This is a genomic window from Chryseobacterium lineare (assembly GCF_977014045.1).
In genome coordinates this window covers 1,186,788-1,207,748 of record NZ_CDRNIQ010000001.1, presented here as the reverse complement: position 1 = coordinate 1,207,748, position 20,961 = coordinate 1,186,788, and the positions used below count along the sequence as shown (strand labels likewise).

Below are 20,961 nucleotides of genomic sequence, written 5' to 3'. Positions count from 1 at the left end.
TTTTTTTTAGGAAATTTATTTACAAAATATAAAGTTTCAATTAATTTTATTCTAAAACATTGATTTACTGGAATAAATATTGCTGCGTACTTAGAGATTTTTTTTACCCTTAAAAATATATTCGCATTAATGTGGTATGCAGGCGGATAATCGCTAAAATGTTAGTATTATTCGGAATTTTGTGAGTATTTTTGAGGTTAAACTAAATATAATTAATTATTGATTCTATATTTCTATGATCTTAATTGTTGATGATAACCAAAGTAACCTCTATTCGCTGAAAAAACTGCTGGAATCAAAAGATTTTCAGGTTGATACAGCTGATTCTGGTGAGGAAGCATTGGGAAAAGCGTTGAAAAATGATTATGCCTTAATTATTTTAGATGTACAGATGCCTGATATGGACGGCTTCGAGGTAGCGGAAACCCTTGCAGGATACAGTAAAACGAAGGAAGTACCTATTATATTCTTATCCGCGGTAAATACTGAAAAAAGATTTATAACACGAGGTTATGCATCCGGGGGTAAAGATTACGTGACAAAACCTGTAGATCCGGAAATTCTTTTATTAAAAGTTAAAACCTTCTACAACCTTCAGGAGCAGAATATTGCCCTGAAAAAAACGCAACAGAGTCTGGAACTTGAAGTAAAAGGCAGAAGAGAATCGCAGGTAACTCTGAAATCTCAGATCGACCATTTCCATCTGATGCTGGAGTCACTGCCCCAGATTGCTTTTACGCTGACTAAAGAAGGATCTGTAGATTTTGTGAACTGCAAATGGTATCAGTATTCCGAATCTGAGAAACAATTCCCGGAAACACATCCCGATGACTTCAATATTAAAGAAGAATTTGAGCGGTGCAGAAAAAAAGGAATCGCTTTGGAACTTGAGGTCAGAATTAAAAATATTGAGTCGGGAGATTACCGCTATCATCTGCTTCGCGTTACTCCGGTATATGACGGCGATGCCATTAAAAACTGGGTCGGAACTTTCACAGATATCGACGACCAGAAAAAAGTAGAAAAGGAAAAGGATGAATTCCTGAGTATTGCAAGCCATGAGCTCAAAACTCCTTTAACGAGTATTAAAGCTTATGTTCAGCTTCTGGAAAGAAAATTAAAACTGGATAAGGAAAGTGCTGAAGCAGGATTTGTGACAAAAGTTCAGGATCAGATAGAGAAGCTTAATACGCTGATTACAGATTTGCTGGATGTTTCCAAAATCGAAAACGGCAAACTTAAAATAAATAAAAAGCCTACCAATCTTGAAAATGTGATCAGCAATGCGATTGAAACTATTCTTCAGACTCATGATGAAAGTCGTGTTAAAATAAAAAGGGACGGTGTAAAGCCCGACATTCTTATTCCGCTTGATGAGATCCGAATTGAGCAGGTTTTAATCAATTTTTTAACAAACGCCATTAAATATTCCCCTAAAAACAATCAGGTGATTGTCACTACTTTTGTAGACGAAGAAGAGCAGGAAGTAAAGGTGAATGTTACCGACTTCGGAATCGGTATTCCGGATTTTAAGCAGGAAGCTGTTTTCCGTAAATTTTACCGTGTGGAAGAATCTTCTCTTCAATTCCAGGGAATGGGAATTGGTTTATTCATATGCTCTGAAATCATCAAGCAGCATCACGGAAATATTGGTGTTTCCAGCAAAGTAGATGAGGGATCTACATTTTATTTCACATTACCATTAAATTAATTTTCAATGCCGAAAAAAATTATAAGAAATCTTCAGTTTGGGGTAGGACTCTCTTTAGTCATCCTGATTGCGAGTTCCATTGCATCTTATGTCAGCATACAGAAACAGATGGAAAATCGCGAAAATCTTTCAAAAAGCCGAAGATCCATCACAGCAGTAAAAGATGTTTTAATTTCTTTACTGGATGCTGAAACGGGTAATAGAGGATATCAATTGACCGGCAGGGAAAGTTTTCTGGAACCTTTCAACAGGAGTCTTGTCGAGTTTCCCAAAGCTATAGAAAGAGCTAAAAATTTAGACATTAAAGATAAAAGGCAGGTTAGCCGATTGCATGAGCTTGAAAGAAATGTTAATACTAATATTTCAAATCTAAAACATTTTGTAGATAACAGGAAAAGAGGCATGACAATGACTCAGGAGCAGATTCTTCTAAGTAAAGGTTACATGGACAGATGCCGAAAACTTGTTCAGGAATTCGTTCAGTATGAGGAGGTTCAGCTTGCCATGAAGAATAAAGATCTCAACAGATCATCCAATACAACTGTTTTATTTATTATTATTTCAGCTATCGGTGCTATTGTAGTGACTGCATATTTTTATATAAAACTGAGAGCAGACCTTATTCGTAGAGATAAATTAGAAAAAGCGCTTCAGGCAAAAGATATTGAAATCAGCAGACGGGTAAGTGCTATTCAGCAGATTGCCAACCGAGTAGCCAACGGAGATTACAGCCAACGGGCGATAGACAATTCTCAGGATGATCTTGGTGATCTTGCAGAATCCCTGAACAATATGACGGAATCTCTTAAGATTTCTTTTGATAAAATTAATGCCAGCGACTGGCGCCAGAAAGGACTTGCTTTACTCAATGAATCGATGATGGGAAACAAGTCTGTACAGGAAGTTTCTGATAATGCATTAGATCAGATCATAGAATACGGTAAATGCATCAATGGTTCAATTTATCTTTATGATGAAGGATTGCTTAAGCTAAAAGCTGCTTTAGGCCTGGAAAACAACATGAAAAAGATTTTCGAACCTGGTGAAGGAATGGTAGGTCAGGCTTTTATTACCGAAAAAACTCAGGTTTATAATAATCTTCATGAGGATGATTTTGTGGTAACATTTGCCAGCAGCAAAATCAAAATTTATGGAATATTACTCCTCCCGATTTTTGCGGATGGCAAGGTCATAGGTGTTCTGGAATTAGGATCTACCAATAATTTCGATGAAACTAGGGTGAACTATTTTGTTGAATGTACCCGAAATATAGGCGTTGCATTAAGCGCTGCGAAAGGCCGTGAAAAAGAGCAGCAACTTCTGGAAGAAACCCAGGCACAATCTGAAGAGTTACAGGTACAGCATTCTGAACTTGAGAACCTTAATACAGAACTTGAAGCGCAGACCCAAAAATTACAGGCTTCCGAGGAAGAACTTAAAGTACAGCAGGAAGAGCTGATGCAGGCGAATGCCGAGCTGGAAGAACGATCAAGATTACTGGAAGAAAAAAATCACCTGATTGCTGAACGTAATAATGAGATTCAAAAAAAAGTAGAAGAGCTTGCGTTGAGCACCAAGTATAAATCGGAGTTCCTGGCGAACATGTCTCATGAGCTGCGTACACCGCTGAATTCAATCTTGCTTTTATCCCGTCTGATGGCCGAAAACCCGGAAGAGAATTTAAATGAAGACCAGATCGAATCGGCAAAAGTAATTCAAAGTTCGGGAAGCAGCTTACTGACGTTAATTGATGAGATTCTTGATCTTGCCAAAATCGAATCAGGTAAAATGACACTGGAATACCAGGAGGTGATTGTTGATGATATTGTTAAAGATTTAAAAAACCTCTTCAACCCGGTATTTCAGGAAAAAAGGCTTCAGTTTAACATACAGATCGAAAATGATTTACAGCCAGCCATTGAAACCGATCGCTTACGAGTAGATCAGGTGTTAAGGAATTTATTGTCAAATGCTTTGAAGTTTACAACGCAAGGAAGCATTAGTTTAAATATTAAGAAAGATCCCAGGAAGAAAGATTTTATTATTTTCTCCGTGAAAGACACCGGAATAGGCATTGCAGAAGATAAGCAGAAAATTATTTTTGAAGCATTTCAGCAGGCAGACGGTTCTACGAGAAGAAAATTTGGAGGTACAGGCCTTGGATTATCAATCAGCAGGGAAATTGCCCGACTTTTGGGAGGAGAGTTGAATCTGGAAAGTAAAGTGGGTGAGGGAAGTGAATTCAGCCTCATCATTCCGGTAAAAGCGATTGCTGAATATGAAATTGAACACATAGAAACAGATCAGGACTTGGTAGATATTATTCGTGAAGATGTAGTGGAAATTAAAAATATTCTTGATGATGGCGAAGAAGAGTATTACAATACGATCAATGATCTGAAAATCCCTGAAAATGTAAATGACGACAGGGAAAATATCCGGGATGGTGACAAGGTGATTTTAATTATCGAAGATGATACCAACTTTGCAAAAGCTCTGTTAAAGTATGCTCATCTGCAGAATTATAAAGCAGTGGTAGCCGTAAGGGGGGATCATGGTCTTCCGGCTGCATTACAGTACCGTCCGCATGCTATTCTCCTGGATGTACAGCTTCCGGTAAAAGACGGATGGCAGGTGATGGATGAGCTTAAATCAAACCCTGAAACCAAGCATATTCCGGTGCATATGATGTCTGTATTGCATGTGAAAAAAGAAAGCCTGATGAAAGGTGCCATCGACTTTATCAATAAGCCTGTAGCGCTGGATCAGATGACCGAAGTATTCAGAAAAATTGAAGAAGTCATCCGCAAATCTCCGCAGAAAGTTTTAATCGTTGAAGAAAATGCCAGACATGCTAGTGCGCTTTCTTATTTCCTGGGCAATTTTAACATCTCATTATCGGTAGAAAACAATGTTGAGGATAGCGTTAAAGCACTCACTACCGATCACGTAGATTGTGTAATTCTTGATATAGGATCATTAAAAGGAGATGAATATCAAATCATTGAATCCATAAAAAGCTATGACGGTCTGGAAAATCTTCCGATCATTATATTTACGGAACGGAATTTGTCTAAATCAGAAGAATTAAAAATAAAGCAGTACGCTGATTCTATCGTGGTAAAAACAGCGCATTCTTATCAGAGGATTTTAGATGAAGTAGGCTTATTTTTACATCTTGTAGAAGAAAAGAATAATTCTACTGAAACAGTAAGGAATAAAACGTTAGGATCTTTAACAGAAGTCTTAAGCGGAAAAAAGATACTGATCACCGATGATGATGTACGGAATATATTCTCTCTGACAAAAGCTCTGGAGAAATACAAAGTGGAAGTAGTAGTTGCCATGGACGGAAAGCATGCACTGCAGCAAATTAAAGAACATCCTGACGTAGACGTTATTTTAATGGATATGATGATGCCGGAAATGGATGGATACGAAACAATAAAGCAGATCCGGAAAATGCCGATGTTTACAAGATTACCGATTATTGCCATCACTGCAAAATCGATGATCGGAGAGCGTGAAAAATGCATCACTGCAGGAGCTTCGGACTACATTTCGAAACCGGTGGATATCGATCAGCTATTATCCTTACTTAGAGTTTGGTTATATGAAATTTAAACAGCTAAAATTCTGATGAACAAAAAAGTTTTAATTGTGGACGATGATCCGCGAAATATATTTGCTCTAAAACTGACCCTGAAATCAAGGGGATATCAGATCGAAAGCTGTACAATGGGCCAGGAAGCTATTGATATTCTGAAGAAAGACAATCAGTTCACCGCTGTGCTTATGGATATGATGATGCCGGAGATGGACGGTTACGAAGCGATAAGAATAATAAGAAATACACCTTCTATCAGTGGAATTCCGGTAATTGCCGTAACGGCGCAGGCTATGCCCGAAGACCGTCAGAAATGTCTTGATGCCGGAGCTCAGGATTATGTATCGAAACCGATAGATGTGGATCAGTTAATAAATGCTATTGAAAAACTAATGTAAATGCTGGAGCCTAGTATCATAAAAGATGAAGAGGTAGAATACTTGATTAAAGATGTTTATGATATGTATGGCTACGATTTTTCCGAATACAGCAGAGCGTCGTTTAAACGCAGGGTAAATCGTATTTGCTTGATAGACAGGTTTACCAGCTTTGCAGAACTGCGATATACCATTCTGAACGATCCGGAATACCTGAAACGTTTCATAGAGGAAATCACGGTTAATGTTACGGAAATGTTTCGTGATCCGCTATTTTTCAAGACTTTAAGAGAGAAAATCCTTCCTCAGCTGGGAACCTATCCATTGATAAGAATCTGGGTCGCCGGCTGTTCGACGGGTGAAGAGGCTTATTCGATCGCTATTTTGCTGAAAGAAGCCAACCTTTATCATAAATCTCTGATTTATGGAACAGATCTCAATCCTTCAGTTCTGGAAACGGCCAGAGCAGGAGTTTTCCCATTGCAGCAGATGAAACTATATTCTGAAAATTATATTTTATCAGGAGGGAAAAAAGATTTTTCAGATTATTATACCGCAAATTATGACAGTGTAAAATTTGATAAAAGTTTACAGGAAAAGCTCATATTATCTACACACAATTTGGTTTCAGACAGCTCTTTCAACAGCTTTCAGCTGATTGTATGCAGAAACGTTCTGATCTATTTTGATCGTGGTCTTCAGGAAAGAGTATTCCGTTTATTTGATAATAGCTTAGAAAATTTAGGTTTTTTGGCATTAGGAGCGAAAGAAACACTAAGATTTTCTAAATTAGATGAAAATTATCATCAGATCGACGATCAGAGAATCTGGAAAAAATTGGATCATAATTAATGATATTGAACAAAGAAAATATAAATACCGAACTGATAATTATCGGAGGCTCTGCGGGGAGTCTTCAGGTAATTATTGAAATGATTAAAAAACTGAATGATAAAATTGCAGTTCCTGTTTTGCTAGTCTTGCATCGTAAGGCGCATTCCAATAATATTCTTCAGGCACTGCTTCAGCAGCTTTCACCAGTCGAGGTGGTGGAAATTGACGATAAAACGGAAATTGAATCCAATAAAATATACATTACCCCTGCAGATTATCACCTGCTTTTTGAAGATAAAAAAACAATGTCGCTGGACAGTTCAGAAAAGATGAATTATTCCCGACCGTCAATTGATGTTACTTTCAAATCGGCGGCGGAGATCTATGGCGAAAATCTTATCGGCGTACTTCTTTCAGGAGCCAATGCCGACGGTGTAGAAGGTTTATCTTATATAAAAAAGAATAACGGAACCGTATGGATCCAGGATCCCGAAACCGCAGAGGTTGATTACATGCCGAAACATGCCATTCAGGAAGTGAAATATGACCTCATCATTAAACCGGAAGATCTCCCAAAATACATAAATCAATTAATAAATAAAGAAAATCCCTAACAATTACGTAAGAATATGAATAAAAAGAAAATCCTGATTTTTGATGACGACACAACAATTCTTGAAGTGATCAGCATCATTTTTGAAGAAAATGGTTATCAGGTGGAAATTTCCGAAACCTCGCACGATATTCTGGAAAGAGTGGCACAATACAAGCCGGATGTTATTCTTATGGATAACTGGATTCCTAAAATCGGTGGGGTGGAAGCAACAAAACTTCTGAAAAATCATGATGAATTTAAAAATATTCCCGTCATCTATGTCACGGCGAATAATGATATTGTTGCTCTGGCAAAACAGGCGCAGGCGGATGATTATGTTGCCAAACCTTTTAATCTGGAAGATCTTGAAGAAAAGGTGGCAAGTTTTTTACAATAAAGAATTATCGTTTATTTAAAATAAAGTCCCGGATTTATTTCCGGGATTTGCTATATTATTTCCACCTGCTGAGAATCAGATTCTTTTGCAGATTTCATTTTTTCCATAATGAATTCCCTGCTGCATTTTTCGTTATTTATCTCTGTTATCAATGATGTTAAAAACAATTTAATATCTGGCCTTGACAGTATTTCATTTGTAAAAGTAGGCGCAATAATTGTTTTTTTTGATACTAAATTTTCTGTAAGTATATATTCTTTTTCTAAATTTATATCGATGTCGAACTGTGATTTAACACATGAAGTTAAATAATTTCTGATCATTTTTCTTATTTCGAAGCTTTGTATCATCCTTGGTATTTTTATTTATAGCATAAAATATTCGTGCCACGATTGGGTTAAAAATAATTATTTAGCATATTTTATTATTATTCATTCTAATTAAATAAAAAAACGGATGATAACATATTATGTTCATCACCCGTTTGCTAATGAGGAATGTTAACTTTATTTTCCGCCGCCGCCGTTTTTCTCAACATCGGTTTTGGTATTTTCTTTTACTTTCTGGTTTCCAAAACGTTTTACAAATGAAATGGAAGCGCCATACCAATCCCAGGTCGAAGCACTTCGTACAAATCCCTGTTGGTTGTAAGTAGTTGCATCATAATTCGGTCTCTGGAAAATATTCATCAGCTGAAGGCTGACTTCCATTTGGGTTTTAGGAAATATTTTGGTTACAGAAATATTGTGAAAAATATTGGCTTTGTTGGTTGTAGAGTTTCCATTATTCTGGTTGGAAATCTCCATCCATGCACTTATGTTAATATTCTTATTGAAAAGATTGGTATAAGAAAGATTTGTAGATGCACTCAGATAGCTGATATATGGATCGCCTTTAATACCATTTTTCGTATTAAAATCACTGTTATCAATATAATACCATCCAAGCCCAAGGTTTACCGTAAATTTATTTTTAAAAAACGTCTGATTGGTATTGGCATACAAATAATATTTGTGAACCTTTCCGGTAAAATTGGACGGCTGGGTGATATTGATCGTCTTTTTTCCGGTACCATCCGGAATATCTTCCTGCAGGTAATCGGTCCAGTAATCCTGATCTGTGTACATATATCTTGCGGAGATAAAATATTTCTTCATAATTCCGAGCTTCATGTAAAGCCTGTCACTTGGATTAGGATCCAGATCAATATTTCCGCGGCTGTAAATTCCGTTGGTATTTGGTGTCATAAAAGGATTGAATTCTGCGTACCATGGTCTCCAGATATTACGGTTATAGGTCAAACTTAAATCATATTTATCCGAGAATGTATATTTCAGCAAAATATTAGGCAGGAAAGTACCGTAAGAGTCTTTTCTCGAAGCACCCGCCACATCCTGACGGAGTTTATAATCGATATACTCGTAACGAAGGCCAATCCTTGTTTCAAGCTTTTTAAAAAAAGTCCTGCTGTAATTCGCATAAAGTGATGCAATATAATCTTCGTAATGGAAAACATCATGACTGCTGAGACCGCTCAGCATATTCCCGTATAAATTGTTGGGAATGACATTATTATTAAAATTTATTTTTCCTCCGACTTCAAAGTTTGCTCCGGATTTACCCAAAGGCTGGGTGTAATCTATTTTTGCATAATAATTCCTGTTTTCTGTATCTGTGAGAACTCCGAGACTCTGGTTTGAAGGGCCGTCTTGTGCTGAAAGAGTATTTCTGATAAAATAACTGTCTTCCGCCTGTCCGTAATAATTGGTTCCGAGATTTACATCGAGAATTTTATTCTTTTCCTTATCGTACCATTTATAAAAAATATTGGTTCCCAAATTACGGTTGAGTCCCGTTGAATTCTGGTTCTGATCAAAAGAACTTTTAAAAATATTATTAAGATAATCGCTTCCGCTGGATTCAGAATTTGAAGTTGAATTGCTCTGGTAATATTCCAGGATGACCCCCACGGTATTTTTGGCATCAATCTCATATTCGGAAGTGGAAGAAACGGAAGGGCTTTTGCTTCTTCCAATCACATAGCTGTCGATCTGGTTGGTAGAATTGTCGGCATACCATGAGTAAAAACTTGAATCTTTCTGCACATAAGTGTTATCACTATAGCTTCCAATGAGCGTTTGGGTGAAATTCTTTTTATGGTAATTCAGGTTAAAATTGGTGTACTGGGAATTTTTTGTATTCTGTCTGTTGTTGAGTGTTACGCTTCCTTTTAGCCCTTCATCGTCACGCTTTTTCAGAACAATATTAATAACGGTTCCTGTTGCTTCGTAACGTGAGGACGGACTTGTAATCACCTCAATTTTCATAAGATTGTCGGCAGGAATAGTCTTTAAATATTCTTTTAATTCCTTTCCTGTGAAAACAGATTTTCTGTCGTTGATATATACCGTTACCGATTCTCCTTCTGCTTTTATCGCATCATTATTATCAATACTCACCAGCGGAGTCATTCGCAGTACATCCCAGGTTGTATTTCCGGCCAGTATTGAGCTGTTCGCAACATTAAACACAGTACGGTCAACTTTAGATTCTACGGTGGGTTTTCTTACCGTTACCGTTACGCCTTCTATTTCCTTTTCCTTGGTAGATTTTATTGTATCTTTTTCAGTTTGTGCAAATGTCAGAATGCTAGCCAATAAAGCAATAGGTGTTAAAATGGTTTTCATTTAAAACTAAGTTTTAGATATAAGACACCCTGGGGTGTCTTATTGTTACATCTGTATGATTAATTTTGCAATATTTTTTCTTAACACCTGATTTATAAAGGGCTTAATTGTTTTAAATAATATAAAAAAGTTCAGCGATTAAGAATCAAAATTAAAAAATCATATTTTTGCTGAAATTCAAATGACCTATGAAGAATGCTTTAAGCTGGATCCTTGTTTTGTTTCTTCTTGTTTCAGTTTTAAATAATTGTCTGAACAATTCTGTACAGAAAGAACTTAATCAAAAAGCTGATTTCATGAACCATCTGCGAAAATTATATTCGTCAGGTGATGTTTCAACATGGCCAAAGCCCATTCTGGATCCGGAATCTGTTTCAACATTTTCCGAAATCGGTCATTTGCCGGATGTTTCTTTTCCTGCAGACAATCAGTATTCAGTTGAAAAAGAATTGCTGGGGAAAACACTTTTTTTTGATCCGCGCCTTTCAAAATCAAATCAGATCGCTTGCGCATCGTGCCATGATCCGGAATTGGCCTGGTGTGATAACAGAACATTTTCTTTCGGTCACGACCGCCAGTTGGGATCCCGAAATGCAATGAGCATTTTTAATGTGGCGTATGCAAAATCTTTATTCTGGGATGGTCGTGCCGGATCGCTGGAAGAGCAGTCACAAATGCCGATCCAGGATCAAAAAGAAATGGGCGAGCACATGGACGTGGCAGCCGGCAAAATTGCCAGTATTAAAGGATATCAAATGTTGTTTGAAAAAGCATTCGGCAATAAAACTGTCACAAAAGAACGTATTTCAAAAGCGATTGCCACTTTTGAAAGAAATGTCAAAGGCACAGCGAGTAAATTTGATCAGTTTATTGATGGTAAACCGGATGTATATACCGATGATGAGCTGATGGGACTTCATCTTTTCAGAACTAAAGCGCAGTGTATCAATTGCCACAACTCAGGATACTTTTCTAATAATAAGTTTGAAAATATCGGAACGGCTTTGTTGGGTGAAAAAGGAGAGGATCCCGGGAGGTATCTCTTTACAAAAGATACAAACGATGCCGGAAAATTCCGTGTTCCGGGATTGAGAGAGGTTTCCCGTACAGGGCCTTATTTTCATAACGGATCAATGGCAACATTAGACGAAGTGATACGATTTTACAGTAAAGGAAATCCCGAGTATTCTCAGAAACGCTCTACGGTTTATGAGGGAATATTATTGAAGTCTGAAAGATCCGGGATGGTACGAATGCTGGAATTGTCTGATCAGGAAGTCCATCAGCTGGAAGCTTTCCTTAGAACTTTATCTGCAAATCCTCAAAGAATATCTTTACCTGAATTACCGAAATAGTTTTACGAATAATTTATTTAAAATTCAAATCATAGTTAATAAAAAAGCAGCTGAACAAAATATTGTAAAGCTGCTTCCCCTAAGATTAATTTACTAATTTGTAAAATTTTTATCGTGTATATGTGTATTTCATTTAAAAAGAGAGAGCCCCAGAATAGGAGCATCTCTCATTATAAAATATTCCCTTTACTTTTTATTAGATAAAAACGTTAAAAGCATTATCGTTTTTAGCGTTTTATTTTAAGTAAAGATAGAGATAAAGAATAATGTATTAACGATTGGTATTAAATTAAGTAAATAATTCTTTTATATTATTTTTAAAAAGAATAAATTACTTTATATTTGAATTAATTATAACATATAAAGAATATTATTCTATGGATCAACTTGATGATAAAGATTTGCAGCTGCTCAGATTGCTTCAGAATGACTCAAAACTAACGGTTAAAGAACTCGCAAAGGAAATAAATCTATCACCGTCACCGGTTTTTGAAAGAGTAAAAAGGCTCGAACAGGAAGGATATATAAAGAAATATGCGGCATTACTTGACGCCGAAAAACTCAATCTTGGACTAACAGTATATTGTCAGCTGAAATTAAAGAGTAATGACAGTTATCTGGCCGTGGAATTTGAACGCGAGATCTTGGAAATTGAGGAAGTGGCAGAATGCTACAGTATTTCCGGCGATTTTGATTTTCTTCTGAAAGTCTACGTTCGGGATATGAAGCAGTATCAGAACTTTGTCTTTAACATTCTTGGTGCCGTTCCTTCCATTGGCAGCACTCACAGTACTTTTGTGATGGCTCAGGTGAAAAACACCTATGGATTGACGATCTAATGATAATGAAGAAGTCGGGATTATATAAGAAAAGAGGCCTTTAAAGACCTCTTATTATTCTTGTAGCTTAGTATTGCTTACATAGCTTTGCTGTTAAGGTTGGTGTCAGCTACTTTAGTTAAAAGTTCGTCACATTTCTTCTCTTCATTCAATGTTTCAAGAAGATATTTAAGACAATCTTCTTCTTGTAAGACTTTTGCAAATGCTGCAAGTGTTCCGTATGTTGCAATTTCGTAATGCTCTACTTTTTGTGCGGCAGCGATGATACCTGCATCTCTTACAGTTCCAGGTTCAGTTTCTTCGATGATGCTTTTCCCTTCATCAAGAAGTCCCTGCATGGCATCACATTTTTTTGCCTGAGCCTTTTTGCCTAAAGCTTTAAAACATTCTTCCAGTCTTTCCACATGAGTTTCTGTTTCAGCAAGGTGATTTTCGATTGCTGTTTTCAGCTTTTCATCAGTGGCATTTTTCATCATTGTCGGTAATGCTTTTACCAATGCTTTTTCTGCCCAGTAAATATCTTTTAATGAATCTTCAAAAAGATCTTTCAGTTCTTTGGCTGCACCTTTCTTGGCAGGAGTTTTAGAAGTTGATTTTGTTGAAGTTTTAGAAGTTGTTGTTTTTGCCGCTGTCTTTTTAGCTGGTGTTTTAGTTTCCATAATAAATTATATTTAGTGATTATTGATTGGTGATGAATCTGCAACTATAAGACCATCTTTGTCGAAAACGGTTATATGTGGTATCAAAAGATTTATCTTATAAATTGAAAAATGTACTTATCTGAAATCAAGCAGTCCTTCCGCAAGCACTTTCCACTGTATTTTTGAAATTCCGAATATTCCGCCCAGCGCAATCATAGAATTCCTGATTTTATCAATAAAAGTTGCATTGAAATTAGGCTTTTCATTACGACCATAAATTCCGACTTTCAGTACATTACCATCTTTAATAATCATAAAATTAGATGTTGCAGAATCACTATAAAAATGGGCAACATGCCCCTTCGATTTATTCGGTAATTTTGAAGGTCGGCATGAAACAAGGTACGATTCATAATCACCTGTATCTCTGTGGGCAATATTGATAATTTCCACCCAATCATAACCATCTGCTTCCTTTGCACCCGGGCCAGGAATGCCGATTCTTACAAAATCTCCCCTTTGAGGAACTCTGTCGACCGGATGCCCGGATTCACTAAAATGTTTAAATTCAGATGATGCTTTCCCGCAGTAGCTTTTCCATTCATTAATAGAAAAGAAACGTTTTTTCAGGATTTCAAATTTAGCATTTACTTCAATTGTTTTAAATTGCTTTATGCTTTCAGTATCATGAAATCCCCCGCTTTTCTGGCGGGGAACTCCCGGAATTTGTTTAGGTTTCATATGCTTTCTTATAGGTGTTGAACAAAGATAGCATCTATAAGGTTAAAGTATTATGAGCAAAATCACAATAAATTTTCATCTCCCGATGATTACAGTCATATTTTTAAGAAAATATTATTTACGAAATTCGACCTGATCAAACAAATAAGCGTAACATTATTAAACTATGAACGGAGTAATTATTCAGTATTTCCACTGGTATTATAATGGTAACCTTTGGAATGAATTTGCCGAGAATACAGAATATTTAAAAAGTCTCGGTATTACCGCAGTATGGCTTCCTCCGGCTACAAAGTGTAATTTGGGAACTGATGGAAGAGGTTATGATGTCTATGACCTTTATGATCTCGGAGAATTTGATCAGAAAGGCGGAATTCCTACCCGGTACGGTACGAAAGAAGAATATATTAAGGCTATTGAAAAAGCCCATCACTCCGGTATTGATGTGTATGCCGATATTGTGCTTAATCATAGGATGGGAGCTGATGAAGCAGAAAAAATAGAGGTTCATGAGGTAGACGAAGAAAACAGGAATACTGTTATTTCCGATACTTTTGAAGTTTTGGCTCAGACCAAATTTACATTTCCCGGCAGAAAGGGTAAATATTCCGATTTTATCTGGGATCATAATTGTTTCAGCGGAATCGATATTGTACGGAAAGACGGCGAAGAAATGGTTGGAATTTTTAAAATTCATAATGAATATGGCACAGTATGGACGGATGATGTAAGCCATCAGTTCGGAAATTATGATTACCTTATGGGTGCTGATGTAGAATACCGGAATCCCGGTGTGATAAAGGAAATGAAAAATTGGATCAAATGGTATCTTGAGACAACCAAAGTGGACGGTCTGCGACTGGATGCGCTCAAACACATTTCTTCCGGTTTTTTGAAAGAATGGATTACCTATATAAAAACAGAATTAGATCCCGATTGTTATGTTTTGGGAGAATTCTGGAAGGATGATGTGAAAAAGATCACTTATTTTTCAGATAAAATGAATAATCTTATTTCATGCTTTGACGTGCCTTTGCATTATAATTTTTTTAAAGCTTCGGAAAAAGGAAAAGATTATGATCTGACGCAACTGCTGAAAGGAAGTTTCATGGAGTGCAAACCTGCATCATCGGTTTCATTTGTTGAAAACCACGATACCCAAAATTTGCAGGCGTTGGAGTCTGCCGTTCAGGCTTGGTTTAAACCGCTGGCATATGCAGTTATTTTACTGTCTGAAGATGCGTATCCGTGCATATTTTATCCTGACCTTTACGGAGCGGAATACACCGATACAAAAGATGGAAAAGAAGTGAAAATTGTTATGCCGAAAATTGAAGCTCTACCTAAGTTACTTATAGCCAGAAAGCAATTTGCTTTTGGAGAACAGATGAAATATTTTGATGATCCTAACTGCATCGCCTGGGTGAGAATGGGAAGTGATGAAAATTTCGGATGTGTGACCATAATTTCAAATGGTGCCGAGAGCTTTAAAGAAATTAATCTGGGAAAAAGAAATGCACATTTAAAATTTAAAGATTTTCTGGATCACAGAAAAGAAGAAGTAATTACAGATGAACAAGGAAAAGCAGCTTTCCTCGTAAATTCCTGCTCAGTGAGTGTTTGGGTTAAAGCTGATGTATTATGAACATAATTTAAATGACTTTAGAACAAAAAGCCGGAAACTTCAATTTGAAGTTTCCGGGCTTCTCTTAATTTACCAAATTCACTTTTTACTTTACTTTTTATTTAATCAATTTCTCACTGTTTTATAATCTTTTTTACTGAAGTTTTTCCGTTGTCAAAGGTTGCTCTAAGGAAATAAACACCTTTAGGAACATCAGAAATATCAACCTTCTGATCTGTAATTTTTGTATTCATAATCTGTCCTGAAACACTTATTACTTCAGCAGATTTTATTTTTTTATTATTTTTAATAATAATTATTCCCTTTGTAGGGTTTGGATATACCATGAATGAATCATCTTTTTTAACATCATTTACGGCTAAAGCATTCAAAGAAATTCTTTTTACAATGGTTCCGTTTTGAGAATAGGCAAGAACAAGATAATTGTTAACCGGATCTATAGCGATATCATTATAAGTACAAACTCCTGATGAGACAAAATCGCCTCCTACCTTTTCCCAGTTTCCTGTAGAAGCATTTAATGTGTATACAGTGTTCCTTCCATGATCCGAAAAAGAGCTGTCCCAAATACAGGCAACTACATATGGTGTACCGTTTGGTGAAACCGCAATGGCCGTATTGTTGACTACAGTATTAGAAAAGTTGGCATTACCAACCTGCACCCAGGAAGTTCCGTCAAATTTCTTTACATTCAATTTTCTGCCTTCAGCTGTACTTGAGACATACACTACATAAGGCATATTATTATATAAAGCTATATCTGAATAAGAATTGTCTGAACTATAGGCATTTCCTGCAGTAGTTCCGCCAACCTGAGTCCATGAATCTGTAGAGCTTGCATTAGCATTTATACTGTACACTTTAACACCACCGCTATTTACTTGACATGTATAAATGTTGTTATCTGAACCTACTATCATCTTTGCAAATGTTGCTCCACCTGCAAAACCTGCATTTCCTACCTGCTCCCATGTGCTGTTATTGTATCTTCTTACCGTTCCGGATCCATCTGATGCATAAGCAAAAAGAGTATTTGAAGGCGAAACTGCCATGGCCTGATAAGTGGTAGCGGAAGTTGTTGCAGATGCCAGCTGGCTCCATGATCCTGCACTAAATTTTCTTACTTCCATACCGGTAGAAGGATAGCTGGCCTGATTGCTGTAATAGATATTTCCCTGAGTATCTGCGGCCAGTGCATTATAGGTGGCAACACCGTTGGTAATTCCCGGTGATCCTCCAAGATATGACCAAGAAGTTCCGTCGAATTTCTGTACGGAGCCCTTGGCTACAGATACATCATAATAAGAAACGTAATAATTACCCGACGCATCGACTGTCAAATTATTAAAACTCGAGTTGCCTGCTGAAATAACATCTGAAGAACTTACATTATCCCAAGACTGAGCGCTTGCAAAAAAAGTAACTCCCAGCCCTAATAGAACCACAGCCTTTTTGAATTTAAAAGAAGAGTTTTTTACCATAATAATAATGTTTAATAAGCGTGAATTTTTAGATTTTTAGTTTTAATATAATGTGAATTATATGGTTGTATTTCTTCAGGAATATTGTATAGCAAATGTATGTATCGATTTAAATAATTCCTATTTTTATTGATGATTTAATAATAAATAAGATACTCATTTGATACTTTTATATATTATATAGTCTTATTTTTAATGTTTTAATAAAATTAGAAATTTTTGGATATTTAAAAATTTCACTATTTCTTATCAATTAATTCTAATTCAATACAGTATAATTTTGATAAATTTTAAAATTCACGGTGTAGAAATGAATGTCTTTTTACTGTTTAATTCCACAATAATTAGAAAAATATTGACCTTGCTTTCACCACTATCAGTTTTTGAAATGCATAAAAATATTTCAACACGATTTATATGATATAAAATTTTCGGATTGTAAATAATCTAACAGTAATATTTTATGAATACAGAATATGAAAGTATATTTATTTACTATATAAAATTGACTATTATTTTTATTTTACACTTGAAAATTTAATTCTTAACATTTTGATTTACTGATATTTATTTATCCAAATGTGTTGAAAAATATTTTCAGGATCAAAAAATATTTTTACATTTGTTTAATGACCTTTTACACTTAAAATGGTTTAATATTATACAAATGATGAAAATATGAAAAACGAAGATCAAGACTTTAAAGCAGTCTTTGGCACTTCACGTACCTTTACAGACTGGCTCCAGGATCCTACAAACCCCTTGGTTTATTGTCTGCTCACATTGGATGGGAAAGATTTTCTTTCAAAAAACAGCTACACTGTAGAACTTCACCAGAAAACAGCCGACCATGATTGCTTCACCATTACCGTTCCGGATGACGCTATAGATAGCTTTGAAGGCTATGTGATGGAAAACTCTAAAAATCTTTTAGGTAAAAATCTTACTATTAATTATTGGCGTTTCGGAAAACTCAGGCAAACATTTTCCGGAGTTATCAGCGGTATCCGAAACAAAAAAGACGAAGGCGGAGGATACGGAATATTGTACATTACAGGTTATGCTCCGAGTATTTTACTGGAAAGTGGTAAAAACTGTCAAAGCTTTGAAGAGAAAACGCTGGAAGATATCATAAGGGAAATCACCGAAAATTATCCTCAGGAAGCCAGAGTAAAAACAGATTTTCCTAATACCAAGCACGCTTTAGCTTATACTGTACAGTATAAAGAATCTGACTATCAGTTCATCAGGAGACTGGCTATACGCCATGGAGAATTTTTCTATTACAATGGAGAAAATCTCATTTTCGGAACAACAACCCAGCCACTCATAAACCTTGAAGAAAATATCGATTTGATTGATGTGGAATTTGATCTAAAAATGCAGGCTCAGAATTTTAGTTTTACCAGCTATGATGCCATAACCGGATCAAAAACAGAAAAAGACAGCAGCATATTGAAATCCGAATTTAAGGAAAACCTTTTCCAATCGATTGGTGTTAACCGTTCAGCGAAAATCTTTTCAAATAGCCCGAAGATGCACTTTAATCATACAGGAATCAGCAGTGATTCTGAAAGTGAACTGGAAGAAGCTGTGCTTCTGGAAAAGGAACGCCGGGAAAACCTGATGAATATAAAAGGGAAAAGTAAAGACCCAGATCTGAAGATAGGCGGAAGAGTCAGACTCTTAGACATTAATGGCAAAGCAATGGAAACATACAGGATTATTGAGATCAGACACATTCATGCAGGCGGTGATGATTATTATAACGAATTTATGGGGATTCCGGATTTATTTAATGCTGCTCATTATATTGATACAGAAGCAGTACCAAAAGGCGAGGAGCAGCCCGCGAGAGTGATAGAAAACAATGATCCTCAGGGAATGGGAAGAGTGAGAGTACAGTTTCCATGGCAACAGGATAAGGGAGAGAAAACGCCGTTTATAAGGATGATACAGCCGTATTCCGGGGTGGGGAAAGGTTTCTATTTTATCCCTGAAATCGGTGAAGAAGTTTTGGTTGGCTTTGAAGGAGGAAATGCAGAAAAACCTTTTGTAATGGGAACGCACTACAATGGAGCTGAGACAAGCTCTTATCATACTTCAGGCAACGATAAAAAAGTCATTCATACCCGGTGCGGAACTAAAATTATATTAAATGATGCAGAAGGAAGCATTTTTATAGAAGATCCGAGCGGAAACACGTATCTGATGGATGGACAGGGAAATATTAATTTGAATGCAACAAATGATATGAATTTTACGGTAGGGAAAAACTTAACTATTAATGTTGGACAGAATATGACGACGAGTGTAGGGCAAAACCAAAATAATACAGTAGGAATGAATATTATGGAAATGGCGGGAATGAATATTTTCCAGAATGCAACATTAGATTTTAGCCTTAATGCAACCAATATTACCAAAATAGCAAGTGAAACCTATAGCTATGAAGCTAATGATATTCACAAAAACGCAATGGAGAATATCGATGTTGCGGCAGGTAAGGATTATATACAGAACAGTGAAAAAATGGTACATAACCTTGCCGGAGAAAAGGTAAATAACACATAACTCCAAACTTATGGGTGAACAAAAAAAAGGACAAATTTTGATTATTGCCAAGAATATTCGAGGAACAGCATCCGGTGTAATTTTGGAAGAAGGAAAGTTTACGAGAAATATTGCCGGTGGAAAATTTTATCAATGGGGTAAAACTGATGGGGTAAATAATGATGTAAATAAACCTAGAAAAGAGGCTTTAAAAGTTATTAAAGTAGAGGGTCCTTTTGATGAAAATGAGAAACTCGTTGATTCTATTGCGAAGGAAAAATGGTACACTTACAAGGCAAAATTTAATAGAACTCCGGAAAAGGACGAATTAAAAACCTTGAAATGGGCTTGCGAATACAATGAAAGTGGTAAAAAAAATCTATTATTTGATGTTTCAAATAAAGAAAAAATTGAAATTGCACATAAAGTTTTGCGATATAATAATAATTTGAGGCTTAGAATTTTTGCATTTTTCCAAACTCCACTTACAAATACTAAAGCAGAAATTATTCAGGGAGAGGTTTTACTTGTAGTAGGAACTGAACAACACTCTCAAACGTATGGTAACAAACTAATGTTTCCTGCGCAGGCTGTACGAGAATTAAGAGAAAATTACAAAAATCATCAGTATGCAAATATTGTTATTTTTAAGGATGCGTTCACAAATATGCAATTAAGCATCATTAAAAGAGATGCAAAAAAATGGAATATAAATTTATATATGAAACAAATTAATTCAGTTACTGAATTAATAAACTATATTAATAAAGGAGACGGAAATGTAAGTAGAAGTAAAATCAAAATTTCTACAATTAAATTTTTTTCACATGGTTTACCGAGTGTTTTAGATTTTGGTTTAGATGGAGATCATGAAGAGAATCAACGGTTTAAAATAGAACATGTCGCTAGACTAAAAAAAGAATCTTTCACAAGTAATCCAGAGATATATTCTTATGCATGTAGAACTGGAAATAGCGATGGGAGAACAGTAACGTTAAATCCATCTTATAAATATGATTCTGAATCAATTAAACTAGTAAAGCCTGAAGAAAGCCTCGCTCAAAAATTAAGTCAAAATTTAGATGCAAAAGTTTTTGCTTATTTAAGAAGGAGTAATTATATGTCAACTTGGCTTGATGGAGGTAAAGAAGAGTATAAATCTAAATATATTACAATCGAAGATGAAAATGTTAGCAATCCTTTTAATCCTAAAGACTGGTTTCGTAAGGGCTGGGATGAAGCTCTTTGGAATCCCGATGGGGCTTTTTTGCCACCAAAATCAGGAGACTCTCCGGCTGGATTATTACAAAGTGGATTATTTATATTTGAAAAGGATAAAACCCCAAGACTAAAATAATAAGATATGAAATATTCTAAAAAGGTACTATTTTTTCTTTTAATATTAGGATTATCCTACCTTACAACATATTTTTCAATGTATGAATATTCAAAAGAGAGCTCATCTTCTTGTTTTGATTGTTCATATCAAAGAGATGTT

16 protein-coding genes are annotated in these 20,961 nt (G+C 35.8%); 11 read left to right on the top strand and 5 right to left on the bottom strand.

Going from position 1 to position 20,961, the window contains the following annotated elements:
* The first annotated feature begins 235 nt into the window (after positions 1 to 235).
* Genes ACWNCI_RS05410 through ACWNCI_RS05385 form a run of 6 tightly spaced genes read left to right on the top strand, consistent with a single transcriptional unit; the run spans position 236 to position 7,521 of the window.
* The gene (locus ACWNCI_RS05410; protein WP_346985261.1) at positions 236 to 1,711 is read left to right on the top strand and encodes a hybrid sensor histidine kinase/response regulator; all 1,476 of its coding nucleotides are present in this window, start codon (positions 236 to 238) and stop codon (positions 1,709 to 1,711) included.
* A 6-nt stretch (positions 1,712 to 1,717) separates the two neighbouring features.
* Positions 1,718 to 5,335, top strand: coding sequence for a response regulator (locus ACWNCI_RS05405; protein WP_449387472.1), 3,618 nt, complete (start codon positions 1,718 to 1,720; stop codon positions 5,333 to 5,335).
* A gap of 15 nt (positions 5,336 to 5,350) precedes the next feature.
* Positions 5,351 to 5,716, top strand: coding sequence for a response regulator (locus ACWNCI_RS05400; RefSeq protein WP_346985263.1), 366 nt, complete (start codon positions 5,351 to 5,353; stop codon positions 5,714 to 5,716).
* Positions 5,717 to 6,547: a CheR family methyltransferase gene (locus ACWNCI_RS05395; RefSeq protein WP_346985264.1), complete on the top strand. Its 831-nt coding sequence runs from the start codon at positions 5,717 to 5,719 to the stop codon at positions 6,545 to 6,547.
* Positions 6,547 to 7,143, top strand: a complete 597-nt coding sequence (locus tag ACWNCI_RS05390; protein ID WP_449387471.1) for a chemotaxis protein CheB — start codon at positions 6,547 to 6,549, stop codon at positions 7,141 to 7,143. The genes ACWNCI_RS05395 and ACWNCI_RS05390 overlap by 1 nt, the downstream gene beginning before the upstream one ends.
* A 15-nt stretch (positions 7,144 to 7,158) precedes the next feature.
* Positions 7,159 to 7,521 carry a response regulator gene (locus ACWNCI_RS05385; RefSeq protein WP_346985266.1) on the top strand — a complete coding sequence of 121 codons (363 nt, stop codon included), beginning with the start codon at positions 7,159 to 7,161 and terminating at the stop codon, positions 7,519 to 7,521.
* Between the two features lie 50 nt (positions 7,522 to 7,571).
* Here the strand turns inward: ACWNCI_RS05385 and ACWNCI_RS05380 are convergent, their stop codons facing one another.
* A complete protein-coding gene (locus ACWNCI_RS05380; protein ID WP_449387470.1) occupies positions 7,572 to 7,844 on the bottom strand; it encodes a hypothetical protein in 273 nt (90 codons plus the stop codon).
* Between the two features lie 183 nt (positions 7,845 to 8,027).
* Positions 8,028 to 10,208 (bottom strand): outer membrane beta-barrel protein, encoded by a 2,181-nt coding sequence (locus ACWNCI_RS05375; protein WP_449387469.1) that lies wholly within the window; start codon positions 10,206 to 10,208, stop codon positions 8,028 to 8,030.
* A gap of 188 nt (positions 10,209 to 10,396) precedes the next feature.
* Between ACWNCI_RS05375 and ACWNCI_RS05370 the strand changes: the two genes are divergently transcribed.
* Together ACWNCI_RS05370 and ACWNCI_RS05365 are read left to right on the top strand one after the other, a co-directional pair.
* Entirely contained in the window at positions 10,397 to 11,563 is a 1,167-nt protein-coding gene (locus tag ACWNCI_RS05370) for a cytochrome-c peroxidase (RefSeq protein ID WP_449387468.1), read from the top strand.
* Between the two features lie 377 nt (positions 11,564 to 11,940).
* The gene (locus ACWNCI_RS05365) at positions 11,941 to 12,402 is read left to right on the top strand and encodes an Lrp/AsnC family transcriptional regulator (RefSeq protein WP_042721138.1); all 462 of its coding nucleotides are present in this window, start codon (positions 11,941 to 11,943) and stop codon (positions 12,400 to 12,402) included.
* A gap of 77 nt (positions 12,403 to 12,479) precedes the next feature.
* Here the strand turns inward: ACWNCI_RS05365 and ACWNCI_RS05360 are convergent, their stop codons facing one another.
* Together ACWNCI_RS05360 and ACWNCI_RS05355 are read right to left on the bottom strand one after the other, a co-directional pair.
* Positions 12,480 to 13,061, bottom strand: a complete 582-nt coding sequence (locus ACWNCI_RS05360; RefSeq protein ID WP_449387467.1) for a YciE/YciF ferroxidase family protein — start codon at positions 13,059 to 13,061, stop codon at positions 12,480 to 12,482.
* A 117-nt stretch (positions 13,062 to 13,178) separates the two neighbouring features.
* Entirely contained in the window at positions 13,179 to 13,784 is a 606-nt protein-coding gene (locus ACWNCI_RS05355; RefSeq protein ID WP_449387466.1) for a hypothetical protein, read from the bottom strand.
* A gap of 166 nt (positions 13,785 to 13,950) precedes the next feature.
* On the opposite strand from ACWNCI_RS05355, the gene ACWNCI_RS05350 reads away from it, so the two are divergent.
* Entirely contained in the window at positions 13,951 to 15,429 is a 1,479-nt protein-coding gene (locus ACWNCI_RS05350; protein ID WP_449387465.1) for an alpha-amylase, read from the top strand.
* Positions 15,430 to 15,542: 113 nt separating this feature from the next.
* Here the strand turns inward: ACWNCI_RS05350 and ACWNCI_RS05345 are convergent, their stop codons facing one another.
* Entirely contained in the window at positions 15,543 to 16,910 is a 1,368-nt protein-coding gene (locus tag ACWNCI_RS05345; RefSeq protein WP_449387464.1) for a T9SS type A sorting domain-containing protein, read from the bottom strand.
* A gap of 678 nt (positions 16,911 to 17,588) precedes the next feature.
* On the opposite strand from ACWNCI_RS05345, the gene ACWNCI_RS05340 reads away from it, so the two are divergent.
* Positions 17,589 to 19,484, top strand: a complete 1,896-nt coding sequence (locus tag ACWNCI_RS05340; protein WP_449387463.1) for a type VI secretion system Vgr family protein — start codon at positions 17,589 to 17,591, stop codon at positions 19,482 to 19,484.
* Between the two features lie 10 nt (positions 19,485 to 19,494).
* Positions 19,495 to 20,820, top strand: a complete 1,326-nt coding sequence (locus ACWNCI_RS05335) for a hypothetical protein (RefSeq protein ID WP_449387462.1) — start codon at positions 19,495 to 19,497, stop codon at positions 20,818 to 20,820.
* Positions 20,821 to 20,961: the final 141 nt, after the last annotated feature.

What these genes read in the sequence shown, in the direction of transcription:
- ACWNCI_RS05390 (WP_449387471.1), top strand. Translation starts at nt 6,547, where the DNA reads ATGATATTGAACAAAGAAAATATAAATACCGAACTGATAATTATCGGA.
- ACWNCI_RS05355 (WP_449387466.1), bottom strand. Translation starts at nt 13,784, where the DNA reads ATGAAACCTAAACAAATTCCGGGAGTTCCCCGCCAGAAAAGCGGGGGA.
- ACWNCI_RS05345 (WP_449387464.1), bottom strand. Translation starts at nt 16,910, where the DNA reads ATGGTAAAAAACTCTTCTTTTAAATTCAAAAAGGCTGTGGTTCTATTA.
- ACWNCI_RS05340 (WP_449387463.1), top strand. Translation starts at nt 17,589, where the DNA reads ATGAAAAACGAAGATCAAGACTTTAAAGCAGTCTTTGGCACTTCACGT.
- ACWNCI_RS05380 (WP_449387470.1), bottom strand. Translation starts at nt 7,844, where the DNA reads ATGATCAGAAATTATTTAACTTCATGTGTTAAATCACAGTTCGACATC.
- ACWNCI_RS05360 (WP_449387467.1), bottom strand. Translation starts at nt 13,061, where the DNA reads ATGGAAACTAAAACACCAGCTAAAAAGACAGCGGCAAAAACAACAACT.
- ACWNCI_RS05375 (WP_449387469.1), bottom strand. Translation starts at nt 10,208, where the DNA reads ATGAAAACCATTTTAACACCTATTGCTTTATTGGCTAGCATTCTGACA.
- ACWNCI_RS05385 (WP_346985266.1), top strand. Translation starts at nt 7,159, where the DNA reads ATGAATAAAAAGAAAATCCTGATTTTTGATGACGACACAACAATTCTT.
- ACWNCI_RS05335 (WP_449387462.1), top strand. Translation starts at nt 19,495, where the DNA reads ATGGGTGAACAAAAAAAAGGACAAATTTTGATTATTGCCAAGAATATT.
- ACWNCI_RS05370 (WP_449387468.1), top strand. Translation starts at nt 10,397, where the DNA reads ATGAAGAATGCTTTAAGCTGGATCCTTGTTTTGTTTCTTCTTGTTTCA.
- ACWNCI_RS05365 (WP_042721138.1), top strand. Translation starts at nt 11,941, where the DNA reads ATGGATCAACTTGATGATAAAGATTTGCAGCTGCTCAGATTGCTTCAG.
- ACWNCI_RS05405 (WP_449387472.1), top strand. Translation starts at nt 1,718, where the DNA reads ATGCCGAAAAAAATTATAAGAAATCTTCAGTTTGGGGTAGGACTCTCT.
- ACWNCI_RS05350 (WP_449387465.1), top strand. Translation starts at nt 13,951, where the DNA reads ATGAACGGAGTAATTATTCAGTATTTCCACTGGTATTATAATGGTAAC.
- ACWNCI_RS05395 (WP_346985264.1), top strand. Translation starts at nt 5,717, where the DNA reads ATGCTGGAGCCTAGTATCATAAAAGATGAAGAGGTAGAATACTTGATT.
- ACWNCI_RS05400 (WP_346985263.1), top strand. Translation starts at nt 5,351, where the DNA reads ATGAACAAAAAAGTTTTAATTGTGGACGATGATCCGCGAAATATATTT.
- ACWNCI_RS05410 (WP_346985261.1), top strand. Translation starts at nt 236, where the DNA reads ATGATCTTAATTGTTGATGATAACCAAAGTAACCTCTATTCGCTGAAA.